Origin of the sequence: Streptomyces sp. NPDC046985, assembly GCF_040644415.1 — a bacterium.
GTDB lineage: Bacteria > Actinomycetota > Actinomycetes > Streptomycetales > Streptomycetaceae > Streptomyces.
The window spans coordinates 76,856-91,158 of record NZ_JBEYWK010000025.1; the positions used below are offsets into that span (position 1 = coordinate 76,856).

Annotated in this window: 8 protein-coding genes; 2 read left to right on the forward strand and 6 right to left on the reverse strand. The window is 75.5% G+C overall.

The genetic code is table 11. The features are described from left to right. Positions 1–3 precede the first annotated feature (3 nt). The 3 genes from ABZ861_RS27775 to ABZ861_RS27785 form a co-directional block, all read right to left on the reverse strand. A complete protein-coding gene (locus ABZ861_RS27775; protein ID WP_361635576.1) occupies positions 4–1,959 on the reverse strand; it encodes an AAA family ATPase in 1,956 nt (651 codons plus the stop codon). Positions 1,960–2,267: 308 nt separating this feature from the next. Further along, positions 2,268–2,951 (reverse strand): DUF4255 domain-containing protein, encoded by a 684-nt coding sequence (locus ABZ861_RS27780; RefSeq protein WP_361635478.1) that lies wholly within the window; start codon positions 2,949–2,951, stop codon positions 2,268–2,270. Between the two features lie 140 nt (positions 2,952–3,091). Next, complete coding sequence (locus tag ABZ861_RS27785; RefSeq protein WP_361635481.1) at positions 3,092–3,751, reverse strand: response regulator transcription factor; 660 nt, start codon at positions 3,749–3,751, stop codon at positions 3,092–3,094. 265 nt (positions 3,752–4,016) lie between these two features. Between ABZ861_RS27785 and ABZ861_RS27790 the strand changes: the two genes are divergently transcribed. Then, positions 4,017–6,857, forward strand: a complete 2,841-nt coding sequence (locus ABZ861_RS27790; RefSeq protein ID WP_361635484.1) for a LuxR C-terminal-related transcriptional regulator — start codon at positions 4,017–4,019, stop codon at positions 6,855–6,857. 646 nt (positions 6,858–7,503) lie between these two features. On the opposite strand, the gene meaB is transcribed toward ABZ861_RS27790, so the two are convergent. Genes meaB through ABZ861_RS27805 form a run of 3 tightly spaced genes read right to left on the reverse strand, consistent with a single transcriptional unit; the run spans position 7,504 to position 12,501 of the window. Next, positions 7,504–8,490, reverse strand: coding sequence for a methylmalonyl Co-A mutase-associated GTPase MeaB (meaB, locus tag ABZ861_RS27795; protein WP_361635487.1), 987 nt, complete (start codon positions 8,488–8,490; stop codon positions 7,504–7,506). A 13-nt stretch (positions 8,491–8,503) separates the two neighbouring features. Beyond that, complete coding sequence (scpA, locus tag ABZ861_RS27800; RefSeq protein WP_361635490.1) at positions 8,504–10,690, reverse strand: methylmalonyl-CoA mutase; 2,187 nt, start codon at positions 10,688–10,690, stop codon at positions 8,504–8,506. Continuing rightward, complete coding sequence (locus ABZ861_RS27805; RefSeq protein ID WP_361635492.1) at positions 10,690–12,501, reverse strand: methylmalonyl-CoA mutase family protein; 1,812 nt, start codon at positions 12,499–12,501, stop codon at positions 10,690–10,692. The genes scpA and ABZ861_RS27805 overlap by 1 nt, the downstream gene beginning before the upstream one ends. Before the next feature lie 727 nt (positions 12,502–13,228). Between ABZ861_RS27805 and ABZ861_RS27810 the strand changes: the two genes are divergently transcribed. Further along, positions 13,229–14,296 carry an enoyl-CoA hydratase/isomerase family protein gene (locus ABZ861_RS27810; RefSeq protein ID WP_361635495.1) on the forward strand — a complete coding sequence of 356 codons (1,068 nt, stop codon included), beginning with the start codon at positions 13,229–13,231 and terminating at the stop codon, positions 14,294–14,296. Positions 14,297–14,303: the final 7 nt, after the last annotated feature.

Sequence of the window (14,303 nt, forward strand, 5' to 3'; positions counted from 1 at the left end):
CCGCTACCAGGAGCCCTCTCCCGGCAGCAGCCGGCCCGCCTTGCGGTACTCGCGCCGGGCCCCCTCCAGCAGGTCGGCCGCCGTGACCGCGTCGCCGCGGCCCGCCGCCAGATAGGCCGCGGTCACCACGGCGCTGCGGATGGACCCGCCGGCCAGCTCGAAGCCCTCGGCGGCCAGTCCGCAGTCGATGCCGTCCGCGCAGGGCACATGGGACAGGCTGTGCCGCCACAGGGCCCGGCGCTGCTCCGCGTCCGGGAACGGGAAGTCGACCACCAGGTCCAGGCGGCGGGTGAACGCCTCGTCGATGTTGGCGCGCAGATTGGTCGTCAGCAGGGCGATCCCGTCGAAGGACTCCAGCCGCTGGAGCAGATAGGCGCTCTCCATGTTGGCGTACCGGTCGTGCGCGTCCTTCACCTCCGAGCGCTTGCCGAAGACGGCGTCCGCCTCGTCGAAGAGGAGCACGGCGTCGGTGCGGTCGGCCTCGGTGAAGATGCGCTCCAGGTTCTTCTCGGTCTCCCCGACGTACTTGTCCACCACGGACGAGAGCTGCACCACGTAGAGGTCCAGGCCCAGTTCGGCGGCGACCACCTCGGCCGAGAGGGTCTTGCCGGTGCCCGACTCGCCGGCGAAGAGCCCGAGCACGCCCCGGCCCCGGCCGCCGCCCGCGCTGAGCCGCCAGTCGCCGAGGACCCGGCCGCGATGACGTGCGCGCAGCGCCAGTTCGCGGAGCTGCGTCAACGGCCGGTCGGGCAGCACCAGGTCCCGCCAGTCGACGGCCGGCCGGATGCGGCGGGCGTGCCGTTCCAGACCGGAGGCGGACTGCTGGCGGGCCGCCAGACGCAGATGGGCGGGGGAGAGGCGGACGTCCTCGAACCCGGCCAGGGCCTCGGCGGACCGCACGGCGCGGGCGACGCGCTCGCCGGGCAGCCGGTACGGGGCGACGGTGGCGGCGAGATCGAAGCCGGGGTCCTCGTCCAGAGCGGCCGACCAGTCGCCGACGGCGCCTGCCCGGCGCCGGGGCACGTCGAGGACGAGCGGGTCGTGGACGCACCAGTGCGGGTCGTACGGCACCGGGGTGGTGATGAGCACCGGTACGTCGGCGGCCTCCGTCAAGTCCCGCACCAGCGGACCGGGTTCGTCCGGCAGCTCGGTGACGACGACGGTGTCTCCTGTCAGCCTGGCCTCGCGCAGCAGGGGGGGCAGCAGGTCGCGGGGCCCGGAGTAGGACAGCGCGGGGCGGCCGGCCGCGCGCAGGGCCGCGGAGACCGCGGCGGAGCCGTCGCCCTCGTGGCTCTCGCGCAGGTACGCGGTGGGCGGCGCCCCGGCCGCGAGCCGCTTCGCCAGCCGCTCGGTGAACCGCCTGAACTCGCTCTCGCCCTCGTCCGGTCGCGGCGGCTCGGGGAGCGCGCGCAGATGCCCTGTCAGCGCCGGGTCCGGCGTGTCGTCGCCGAGCAGATGAGCCGCCAGCCGGTCCGGCGCCCGCAGGACGCGGCTGAGGAACGGGCGTTCGGGTTCCTCCACCTCCAGCAGCCCCAGGGCGCGCAGCGGCGCCGCGGGGTGCAGCCGCGCGCGGGCCGGCGCGGAGCCGGCCGGCACCGCGCACAGGTCCAGCGCGAGGCCCGTGGTCGCCCGGCGCCGGCTGACGTCGTCGTTGAGGTAGCCGTACAGCGGCTCGAACGAGCGGTCCAGGTCGGGCGCCAGCGCGATCAGCAGCAGCATGACGTCGAGGTCGGCGAGGCCGAGCCGCGCGGCCAGCGCGGTCAGCCGGTCCGCCGTCGGCGGCTGCGGCAGTCCGGGCGCCGCCGCCGTCGACGCCGCGGGTGGGCGCAGCAGGCGCCGCACCGCCTCGTCGGACAGATACAGCCCGCGCAGCGGGTCGCCCGCCGTGGGATCGCCCTCGGCGCGGTCCTCGACCAGCAGCGCGACCCGCTCCCGCAGGACGGCGAGACGGGCCAGCAGCGCTTCGGCGTCGGGGGACGGGGCCTCACCGGCCGCCCGGTCCGCCGGGACGGTCGGTGAGGCCGTCTCTTCCTGCGGCGCGGCGGGCTCGGCCTCGGTGGACGGCGCGGCGGGGGCGGCCGCGAGGCGGTGCGCGGCCGGCTCGGGCGCGGGACGGTGCGCGGCGGGCTCGGCCTCGGTGGGCGGCGCGGTGGGGTCGGGTGCGAGGTGGTGTGCGGCCGGTTCGGACGCGAGGCGGTGCGCGGCCAGCTCGGCCTCGGTGGGCGGTGCGGTGGGGTCGGGCGCGAGGTGGTGCGCGGTGGGCTCGGTCACGACGGGCCGCCCGTGCCGCGGCGGCGCAGGGCCTGCTTCCGGGCGTCCCGGGCCGCCGCCACCTGCCGCGGCCGGTGCGCGCGCTCCCCGTCCTGCCGGTCGGCGCGGTCCGTGTCGCGGACCCGCACCACCGCGCCCTCGGTGACCGGGGGACCGGCGTCGTACTCGGGGTAGGCCGGGAAGGGGGCGGTGACCACGAGGTCCAGGGAGGGCTTCAGCTCACCGCCCAGCGCCGACCAGATCTCCGCGAGCGAACGCGACTCCGTCTGGATCCCGGCCACCGACACCGGCACCGCCATGCCCAGCTTCCCCAGCGCGCCCGGCAGTTCCGAGGGCGGCAGCAGCTCACGGGGAATCAGGGTCGCCAACACAGCGGACAGCAGGCGATGTTCGTCCAGGGGCTGCCTCGTCCAGGCGGTCAGCAGGTACGACAGCCGGAACCAGCGGGGCGGTTGACGGCGCTTGACCACCACGTTCCGGTCGTCGACCACGGGCAGGTGACCGCGCTGGCGGCGGTGCACGTCCTCCCGGATGTCGTACAAGTAAGCGTTCACCACAGGGCCGTTGCGTCGCGCCGCCCAGTCGCGGGTGGGCGCCTCGAAGGCCACGTCGATGCCGGAACCGGCCAGGGCGCCCCCGTGGAGAAGGGTCTTGAGGATCTCGTCCACCTCGTGGATCACCGTTGTGCTCCCGCCCCGCCGTGCCTGCCGCCCATCGCATGCCATCCTGCCGCGCCGCGGCCCGTCCCCGCGAGCGGGCCGGGGGACGGCGGGCGGGCAGGAACCTTTGCCCCTGGGGGCGATCCGGACTGCCCCTCCGGTCAGATGTACCCTTCCTGAAGTGCATAAGCCACGGCATGGGCCCGGTTGCGCAGGTGCAGCCGGGTGGTCAGCCCGTGCATGACGTTTTTGACGGTACGTTCGGAGTACGACAGTTTCCTCGCGATCTCTCCGGTGTCGAACCCCTCGGCGATCAGCCGCAGTACGTCCACCTCACGCGGCGCCAGCCCCGAGGAACCGACGCCCGACCGGCCCGACGCGCTGCGGTGCAGCGTGCTCACCTGGTTGATGAGCCGGCCCAGCAGATCGGCGGGCAGGTCGCCGTCCCCGCGCGCGGCCGCCAGGACTGCCTGCACCAGACGGTGCGCGGTGGCCTCGTGGCGCCAGACGACGGCCCCCACCCCGCACTCGATCACGTCCAGCAGCTCGGCCTCCCGCAGCGAGCGCACCACGAGCACCGCCCGCGCGCCCTCGCCGCGCACCAGGCGGCGCAGCCGGGTCAGCGCGCCCTCCTCCAGCACGTCGTCGACGATCAGCGCCACCGTGCCCGGACCGCTCTCCTCGCGCAGCTCGATCCCGGGAAACGGGCGCAGTTGGGCGTGCACGCCCTCGCGCAGGATCGGGTCGGCGGCGTGCACGCTCACCCGTGTCCGCGGCGCGGGCTCGGCGCCGGTCCTGATGGTCCTCGATGAGCTGGGCAAGCCTCTCCTCCCACGTCCACGTGCCCGTGGCCTGCTCGGCCGACAGGCGGTGATCTCCACCCTCTGTTCGCGGCCCGGACCCGGGCAATCGTGGACCACCACGTGCACCACCACGAGAACACCCGTACGAGGACCACGAGCGCGACGGCCGCGATGGTTGCGCGGGAGCCGGGATTCGCCGACGTGGGAAGAGTCACGACACCTCCGCCCCGCTCTGATCGTCCTCGACGGTGCGGGAACCATGCCCGAACCGAGGAGGCAGGACATGTCCGGACCGCACCATGACAGGCCGAGCGCGCACCGTGAGGCGGTCGCGACGCTGGCCTCCGGCGTGGCTCGCGCCTGCTCGTACGCCGGGGGCCTGGTGCTGTTACGAGGCGCCACCGGCACCGGGCGCACCAGCGTGCTGGAGTCGGCGATCGAGGACGCCTCCGCGCACGGCATGCGCGTCCTGCGGGCGCGCTGCGCCCCCGGCGACGGCGACCTCCCCTTCGGAACGGTCCTGCAACTACTGGGCGTCGCACCCGGGTTCGAGCAGGCCCGTACCGAACGCGAACAGGGCGAGCTGCTCGGCCGGGAGCTGCTGCGGCAGGCGGAGGGGACGCCGCTGCTGATGGCCGTGGACGACGTCCACTTGGCCGACGCGCCCTCGCACCGCTGGCTGGTGGAGTCGGCCCGGCACACGGACCGGCTCTGCCTCCCCGTGCTGCTGGCCGTCACCGAGCGCGGCCAGTACGACGTCGACCCGCCCGCCCCGGGCTTCGCGCACACCCTCTCGCCCGCTCGCGTCCGCATCCACACCCTGCTGCCGCTCGCCCCCGCCGACGCCGCCGCCCTGGTGCGCGAACGCTTCCCCGAGGCACCCGCCGCCTGGGTCGACGACTGCGCCCGCGCCGGGGCCGGGAGCCCGCTCCTGCTGCGCGCCCTGCTGGACGACCTCCGCGGCCCCGGCCCGCACGGCGCCCTTCCGCACACCGTCGCGGCGCTCTACGCAGGCGCCTACGCCGCCGCCGTGGCCTGGTGGCTGGACAGCGCCGGCGCCGGCACGGCCGAGGTCGCCCGGGTGCTCGCCGCCCTGGACGCCGACCGGCACGGCGCGGGCCCGGCCGGACCGCCCGGCGGGCCCCTCGTCGACCTCGCGGGCCTGCTCGCCGAACTGACCGGAACCGACCGCGCCCGGGTGGCCGGCTGGCTCACCGCGATGACCGGCCTCGGCCTGCTCCGGGTCGACCGGGACGGCCGTCACCGCTACGCCCACCCGCTGCTGCGCGACGCCGTGCTCGCCGGTGTGCCCGAGTCCCGGCGCCGCGCCGCCCACCGGGGCGCCGCCGAACTCCTGCTGCACCGCGGCGCGTCCACCGAGGTGATGGCAGGCGAGTTGCTGAACTCCGGCCCGGTCGGCGCGGTCTGGGCGTCGAGCGTGCTGCACGACGCCGCCGCCCTCGCCGTCCGGGAGGGCAGGGTCGCCGAGGCCGTGCCGCTGCTGCGCAGGGCGCTCGACGAGCCGCTGCCGGACCACCGCAGACAGCGGCTGCTGACCGAACTGGGGTCCCTGGAGGCCGCCGACCGGGGCGCCGCGGCGGCCGTCCCCCTGCTCACCGAGGCCCTGCGCCTGGCGGCCGCGCCGCGCGAACGGGTACGGGCGGCCGTCGCCCTCGGCACCGCGCTGGCGGCGCTCGGCAAGACCGGCACGGCCGTCGAGGTGCTGACCAACGTCGACGATCAACTCGCCCACGACCGCCCGGACCTGTCCGGCGTGCTGCGCAGCGCCTCCGTGCTGCTGGCCGAGCGGGACCAGACGGTCCGCCGGGACGCCCACCGGCGGCTGTCGGAGACCGCGGAGCGCTCGTCCGAGCCGATCGGCCCGGCCGCCCATGCCGTCCTGATCCGGTACGCGGCGACCGCCGGACTCACCTCGGCGCGGGAGGCCATGCGGCGGATGCGCCTGCTGCTGGCCGAACCGTCCGACCCGCTCACGGAGCCGTTCCTGCTCGGGGCGGCCGCCGCGGTCGCCCAGTGGGCCGACGAACTCGACGAGGCGGAGAGGCTGGTGGACCGCGGACTGGCCGGTCAGCGCTCCGACCTGCTGCACCCGATGCACGACGCGCTGGTCGACACCCGCGCCGACATCGCCGCCGCCCGGGGCGTCCACGTCCGCCCGCCCGCCGAACCCCCGCTGCGCCCGGACGCGGGACCGGGCAACGTCCAAGCCCACGCGCTGCTCGGGCTGGTCGCCCAGGACAGGATCGCCGAGGCGCGGCGGCTGGCCGACGCCTTCGACCTGCGCGCGGCGGCGGACTCCTGGGAGCTGAACCGGTTCCTCTACGCCCGGGGAGTGCTGCGGGCCGCCGACGGCGACACCGTCGGCGCCCTGCACGACTTCCTGGAGTGCGGGCGCCGCCAACTCGCCCGCGAGGTCCGCAGTCCGGTCGTCACCCCGTGGCGGTCGGCGGCCGCGGAGTGCTGGCTCACCCTGGGCGCGCCCCGCGAGGCGATCACCCTGGCCGAGGAGGAACTGCGCCTCGCCCGCGTCTGGGACACCCCCCGCACGGTCGGCCGGGCCCTGCGGGCGCTCGGCGCCGTCACCGGCGGCCGCCGCGGCCTCGAACTCGCCGAGCGGGCCGTGCGGATGCTGCGGGACGCGCCCGAGGGCGCCGGTCCGGAACTGGCGCACGCGCTGCTGGCCCAGGGCCGGGCGCTGATCGCGGCGGGGGAGCGCGCCCAGGCCCGTAGCCGTCTCCGCGAGGCGGCCGAACTGGCCGAGCGCCTGGGCGCGTCGCGCCTGCGCGTCCTCGCCGAGACGGCCCTGCGAGCGGGCGGCGCCCGGCGGGCGACCGCCGCCCGCACCGGTTCGGGGTCGCTGACCGGCAGCGAACGGCGCATCGCCCAACTCGCCGCCGACGGACGCACCAACACGGAGATCGCCGCCCTGCTGCACCTCGCCCGGCGCACCGTGGAGACCCATCTCACCAGCACCTACAAGAAGCTGGGCATACGGCGGCGCGGCGAACTGCGCCGCGCGCTGACACCCGACGACGGTGTTCCGGCGGCCCTGCCCGAGCCGCCCCCGAGTCTGCTCGCGGGGTGCGACCAGGCGCCGGGCTGAGCGGGCGGAGCGGCGGACCGGGGCGGTCGGCCCCTCGGGAGCGGCCAGCCGCTCCAAGCGACTGCGGCCAGTCGCTCCAAGCGGCTGGTGGAGGTCGCCAAGCCGGCGTGGCCGCCCCGCGCGAGCTGGCAGCCGCTCCAAGCGGCTGGTGGAGGTCGCCAAGCCGACGCGGCCGCTCTGCGCGAGCGACCAGCCACTCGGCGGCTTGCCCGGCCACCGCCTGCGTGATCACGCGGTCCGCGTGCAGCGGCGGAAGCGGCCCGCGCCGCTCCAACGACCCGCCCGGCACCGGGACCAGAGCGTCTGGTGGCACGTCCGGCGTCAGGGCCAGGGCGTCCCGTAGCACGTCCGGCACCGGGACCAGGGGGTCCTGTGGCACGTCCGATGCCATGACCTGGGCGTCCGGTGGCACGTCCGGCCCTGCGGGCCCCGCCCGTTCGCGGGCGGCCGCGCGCTCCGCCTCGTCGCGTGCCAGGCCAAAAGCCTTTGCGGCCACGGCAGTAGAGGCCGCCGGTAGGGGGACGGGACCCCTCCCCAGGGGCCGCCACCCCTCCCCAGGGGCCGCCGCACGGCCGCTGGACACCGGCACCGCCCCCGGTGACACGCCTCCGCGTGCCGTGCCCGTGCCGCGGCGGCCTCGCCGGTCTCAGCGCCCCCCGCCGCCGAAGGCGTCCAGGATGGCTTCGGCCGCCAGGGTGGCGGTGAGTTCGCCGTTCCGGACCCGCTGCTCCAGGTCGGGGGCGAGGGCGCGGACCGCGGGGTCGGCGTGCAGGCGGCCCAGGAGTTCGTCGCGGACCATGGTCCAAGCCCAGCCGACCTGCTGGTCGCGGCGCCGGGCGGCCAGGCGGCCGGCGCCCTCCAGCAGGTCGCGGTGCTGCTCCAGCCGCTCCCACACCGTGTCCAGCCCGGTGGACTCACGGGCGCTGCAACTGAGCACCGGAGGCGTCCAGAAGGCGTCCTTGCCGTGCATCAGGCGCAGCGCGCCCGCCAGTTCGCGGGCGGCGCCGCGGGCGTCGCGCTCGTGCGGGCCGTCCGCCTTGTTGACGGCGATCACGTCGGCCAGCTCCAGGACGCCCTTCTTGATGCCCTGCAACTGGTCGCCGGTGCGGGCCAGGGTCAGCAGCAGGAAGGTGTCGACCATGTCGGCGACGGCCGTCTCGGACTGGCCCACGCCCACCGTCTCCACCAGCACCACGTCGTATCCCGCGGCCTCCATGACCACGATCGACTCGCGGGTGGCCTTGGCGACGCCGCCGAGCGTGCCCGCGGTGGGGGAGGGCCGCACGAAGGCCGCCGGGTCGACGGCCAGGCGCTCCATCCGGGTCTTGTCGCCGAGGATGGAGCCGCCGGTCCGGGTGGAGGAGGGGTCCACGGCGAGCACGGCCACCCGGCGCCCCAGCCCCGTCAGCAGCGTGCCGAAGGCGTCGATGAACGTCGACTTGCCCACCCCCGGCACCCCGCTCACCCCGATCCGCCGGGCCTTGCCGCTGTGCGGCAGCAGCTCGGTCAGCAGCTCCTGGGCCAGCGCCCGGTGCCCGGGACGGGTGGACTCGACCAGGGTGATCGCGCGGGCCACGACGGCCCGCCTGCCGTCGAGGACGCCCTTGACGTACGCGTCGAGGTCGATGGCCATGGAACTCACCGGCTCACAGGTCGTCGTGGCCGAGACCGGACGCCAGCCGCCCCACCAGGTCGTGGGCGGCGTCCGGGATCACCGTGCCGGGCGGGAACACCGCCGCGGCGCCCATCTCCAGCAGCACCGGCACGTCCTGCGGCGGGATCACCCCGCCGACCACGACCATGATGTCCTCGCGGCCCTCCTCGGCCAGCGCCTCGCGCAGCGCCGGCACCAGGGTGAGGTGCCCGGCGGCCAGCGAGGACACCCCGACGATGTGCACGTCCGCCTCGACGGCCTGCCGCGCCACCTCCGCCGGGGTCTGGAACAGCGGGCCGACGTCCACGTCGAAGCCCAGGTCGGCGAAGGCGGTCGCGATCACCTTCTGGCCGCGGTCGTGGCCGTCCTGGCCCATCTTCGCGACCAGGATGCGCGGACGGCGGCCTTCCGCGTCGGCGAAGGCGTCCACGAGAGCCCGGGTCCGGTCCACGTTCGGCGACTCACCTGCTTCGTTGCGGTACACACCGGAAATCGTACGGATCTGCCCCGCGTGCCGTCCGTACACCTTCTCCAGGGCGTACGAGATCTCCCCGACCGTCGCCTTCGCCCGCGCCGCGCGCACCGCCAGCTCCAGCAGGTTCCCCTCGCCGCCGGCCGCCCGCGTCAGGTCGTCCAGCGCGTCCCGCACGGTCCGCTCGTCCCGCTCCTCGCGCAGCCGCCGCAGCTTGGCGATCTGCCGGGCGCGCACCGAGGAGTTGTCGACCTTGAGCACCTCGATCTGCTCGTCGGAGTCCACCCGGTACTTGTTCACGCCGATCACCGGCTGCCGCCCGGAGTCGATGCGGGCCTGGGTGCGGGCCGCGGCCTCCTCCACGCGCAGCTTCGGGATGCCCGCGTCGATGGCCTGCGCCATGCCGCCCGCCTGCTCCACCTCCTGGATGTGCTGCCAGGCCCGGCGGGCGAGGTCGTAGGTCAGCCGCTCGACGTAGGCGCTGCCGCCCCACGGGTCGATCACGCGCGTCGTGCCCGACTCCTGCTGGATCAGGAGCTGGGTGTTGCGGGCGATGCGCGCGGAGAAGTCGGTGGGCAGCGCGAGGGCCTCGTCCAGGGCGTTGGTGTGCAGCGACTGGGTGTGGCCCTGGGTGGCCGCCATCGCCTCCACGCAGGTGCGGGTGACGTTGTTGAACACGTCCTGCGCCGTCAGCGACCAGCCGGAGGTCTGCGAATGGGTGCGCAGCGACAGCGACTTGGCGTTCTGCGGGTCGAACTGCCGGACCAGCTTGGCCCACAGCAGCCGGGCCGCGCGCAGCTTGGCGATCTCCATGAAGAAGTTCATGCCGATCGCCCAGAAGAAGGACAGCCGCGGCGCGAACGCGTCCACGTCCAGGCCCGCCTCCCGGCCCGCCCGGAGGTACTCCACGCCGTCCGCCAGCGTGTACGCCAGCTCCAGGTCGGCCGTCGCGCCCGCCTCCTGGATGTGGTACCCGGAGATGGAGATCGAGTTGTAGCGCGGCATCCGCTGCGAGGTGAACGCGAAGATGTCGGAGATGATCCGCATCGACGGCTTCGGCGGGTAGATGTAGGTGTTGCGGACCATGAACTCCTTGAGGATGTCGTTCTGGATGGTCCCCGCCAGCTTCTCCGGCGGCACGCCCTGCTCCTCCGCCGCCACGATGTACAGCGCGAGCACCGGCAGCACGGCGCCGTTCATCGTCATCGACACCGTCATCCGGTCCAGCGGGATGCCGTCGAACAACTGCCGCATGTCGTAGATCGAGTCGATCGCCACGCCCGCCATGCCGACGTCGCCGGTCACCCGCTCGTGGTCGCTGTCGTAGCCGCGGTGCGTGGGCAGGTCGAAGGCGACCGACAGGCCCTTCTGGCCGGCCGCGAGGTTGCGGCGGTAGAAGGCGTTGGACTCCTCGGCCGTGGAGAAGCCCGCGTACTGGCGGATCGTCCACGGCTGGTTGACGTACATCGTCGGGTACGGGCCGCGCAGGTACGGGGCGATGCCCGGGAAGGTCCCGAGGAAGTCCAGGCCCTCCAGGTCCTGCCCCGTGTACAGCGGTTTGACCTCGATGCCCTCGGGCGTCTGCCAGAGCAGGTCGTCGCCGTCCGCGGCCTTCTTCACCGCCGTGCGCCACTCGTCGGGGCCGGCCTCGGGGCTGGGCGCGCCCAGCCCGATCGCCGAGAACTCCGAGGGATCCGGGATGGACATCAGGACACTCCCATGCGGTCGAGCGTGGCGGAGAGCACGGCCACCGCGTCGCAGCCGGCGAAGACGTACGTGTCGGCGCCCTCGTACGGCCGGGGACGGCCCGCGAGGAACAGGTGCCCGGCGCCCGCCGCCCGCAGCCGGGACGCGACCTCCTCGGCCTGCTCCTCGTAGAGCGCGTCGCTGGAGCACAGGCACGCCTCGCGCGCTCCGCTCTCCTCGAAGGTGCCCGCGGTGACCGGTTCGATGCCGCCCGCCTGGAACAGGTTCGCGGCGAAGGACAGCCGGGCGGTGTGCGCGGCCGCCGGGCCGATCGCCTCCAGGTACACCCGGGGCCGGGAACCCGTCGCGGCGAGGTGGGCGTCGGAGCGGTCCCGCAGCGCCTCGAACGCCTCGTCGCGCCGCACCCGGGGCAGCCCGCCCGACGGCGGCTCGGGCGCCGGCTCGCGCACCACCGGCTTCTCGGCCAGGTGCGGGAACTCGCTGACGCCCGTCACCGGCTCGCGCCGCTCGGCGAGCTTCTGACGACGCGCGGCCCAGGTCGCGGCCAGCCGGTCGCGGACCAGACCCGAGCGCAGGGCCGCGCCCTGGCCGCCGGCTCGCTCGATCTCCTGGAAGAACTCCCAGCCCGCGTGCGCGAGTTCGTCGGTCAGCCGCTCTGCGTACCAGGATCCGCCCGCCGGGTCGATCACCCGCGACAGGTGCGACTCCTCGATGAGGATGGACGAGGTGTTGCGGGCGACGCGGCGCGCGAAGGCGTCGGGGAGGCCGAGCGCGTGGTCGAACGGCAGCACCGTCACCGCGTCGGCGCCGCCCACCCCGGCGGCCAGCGTCGCCACCGTGGCCCGCAGCATGTTCACCCACGGGTCGCGGCGGGTCGCCATCACCGGCGAGGTCACCGCGTGCTGGAGCTGCGCGCCCGCTCGGGGCGCCCCGCACACCTCCGCCACCCGCGCCCACAGCCGCCGCGCCGCGCGCAGCTTGGCTACGGTCAGGAACTGGTCGGCGGTCGCGGCGTAGCGGAACTCGAGCTGGCCGCACGCCTGCGCGACGTCGAGTCCGGCCCCGGTCAGCTCGCGCAGGTAGGCCACGCCGGTCGCCAGCGAGCAGCCCAGTTCCTGCGCCGCCGAGCCGCCGGCCTCGTGGTACGGCAGCGCGTCCACGGTCAGCGCCCGCAGCCCCGGGCGCTCCTCGGCGCAGAGCCGGGCCAGCTCGGTCACGGGGGCGACGTCGTAGGACTGGCCGGTGCGGGCCTCGTGGCCCAGCGGGTCGCCGCCCAGGTTGCCGCGCGCCGCGTCCGGGGCGACGCCCCGCTCCTCGTACAGCCGCAGCAGCCGGCGCGCGGCGGCCTCGAACTCGGCGCCCGCGTCCAGGACGACCGGCGCCAGGTCCAGGTAGACGCCGTCGAGGGTGCGCTCCAGCGCCTCCACCGGGATGCCGGTGCGCTCGCCGACGGTCAGCCAGAGCGAGGTGACGCCGTTCTCCAGATCGGCCAAGAGCACGCTGGCGTCCGCGACCGCGTGCCGCTGGCGGACGTCCCAGCCGCCGCCGGTGCTCCCCGCGGGCCTGCCCCCGCGCACGAACGGCGCGAAGCCCGGCAGCCCGGCGTCCGGCGCGGCGTCGCGCGCGGTGTACAGGGGCCGGATGCGCAGCCCGTCCTCCAGCGAGGCGGACAGGGCCTGCTCCGCCTCGGCGTCCGGGACCTCCTTGCCGGACTTGCGCAGCACACCCGCCACCAGGTGCTGCCACTGCTCAAGCGTCGCGTCAGGGAAGTCGGCCGCCAGGGAGAGCTCGTCGTCAGGCAGGACCGTCATGGTCGGATGCTAGGACAGGTCGTGCGGGAGCAGCAGGGGGAGCGATTGTGACCTTGTTCTCTCCGTGCGAGTGACCTGCGCCGCTCGGCGCCGCGGCGGCGCTCTCCTCCCTCGTCACGGGCGTGCCGGGCTCCGGTCGGCGCCCCGCGCGGGGGGCGTACGGGGCGCTCGCGGCCCGGGTCGCGCGTACGTCCGTTGGAGGGAGCGGAGGGGGAGGGGCGAGGGAGGACCAGGTGGCATGATCGTCGTCCGGGAGCCGGGAGCCGGGAGCCGGGAGCCGGGAGCCGGGAGCCGGGAGCCGGGAGCCGGGAGCCCGGAGCCCGGAGGAGGGAGCCCGGAGCCCGGAGGAGGGAGCCGGGAGCCCGGAGGAGGGGAGCGTCGGGCCGTCGGACGAGGAGGCAGGCGCCGGGGTGACCGGGCGACAAGCCGACAAGGCGACAGAGCGATGATGGGGCCAGGGATGTGCCCGGTGTGCCCGCCAGGCGGAGTGGGAAGGCGACCAGCGGTCCGGCGGCGTCCGGCGACGCGCCGGGCTCCCGAGCCGCCGGTGCGGCACGGTCCCCGGCGTCCGCGCCCCCGGCCCGCGTCCCCGCCCGCAAGGGACCGCGCGTCTGCCCCGCACGGACCCGCACGTCCGCACCGACGGACCCGCGCGTCCACCCGACCAGGAAGGAACCGACGAGATCATGCATGTCATCGCGGCCCGCGGTCTGCCGGAGGCGTTCGGATGACCGGCGGCGAGGCCCCCGTCCTGCTGCACACCGCCGGACGGGCCGCCCACATCGTCCTCAACCGGCCGAAGGCCCTCAACGCCCTCACCCACGAGATGGTCGCCCGCATCGACGAGGCGCTCACCGCCTGGGAGCACGACCCGGCGGTGCGCGCCGTGATCGTCACCGGCGCAGGCGAGCGCGGACTGTGCGCGGGCGGCGACATCCGCGCCATCCACGACGACGCCCGTGACGGCGACGGCGCCGCCGCGGCCGCGTTCTGGCGCGACGAGTACCGCCTCAACGCCAGGATCGCCCGCTATCCCAAGCCCTACGTCGCCGTGATGGACGGGATCGTGATGGGCGGCGGGGTCGGCCTCTCCGCGCACGGCGGCGTCCGGATCGCCACCGAGCGGTCCCGGATCGCCATGCCCGAGACCGGCATCGGCTTCGTCCCCGACGTCGGCGGCACCCACCTGCTCGCCGCCGCACCGGGTGAGCTGGGCACCCATCTCGGCCTGACCGGCGCGCAGATCGGCGCCGGCGACGCCCTGCTGTGCGGGCTCGCCGACCACTACGTGCCCTCCGCCGCACTCGGCGCCCTGCTCGACGACCTCGCCGAGCTGCCCGTGTCCGACGCGCTCGCCCGGCACGTGCAGCCGTCTCCCGAGGGCGAGTTGGCCGCTCAGCGGGAGTGGATCGACGCCTGCTACGGCGCGGACACGGCGGAGGAGATCGTCCGGCGACTGCTCGGCCACGGCGACCCGGCCGCGAAGGAGGCCGCCGAGACCTTGCTCAGCAGGTCGCCCACGGCGGTGAAGGTCACCCTGGCCGCCCTGCGGCGAGTCCGCCGACTCGGCTCGCTGGAAAGGGCGTTGAACCAGGAGTACCGGGTCTCCTGCGCGGCCCTGAGCAGCCCCGACCTGGTGGAGGGCATCCGCGCCCAGGTCATCGACAAGGACCGCGCTCCGCGTTGGTCGCCGTCGACCCTGGCCGAGGTCGCCGAGGCCGACGTCGAGCGCTTCTTCGCCCCGCTCGACGACCGCGAACTCGGGCTCCGGACGGACGACTTCGCGCAGGAGTGAGGCCGGG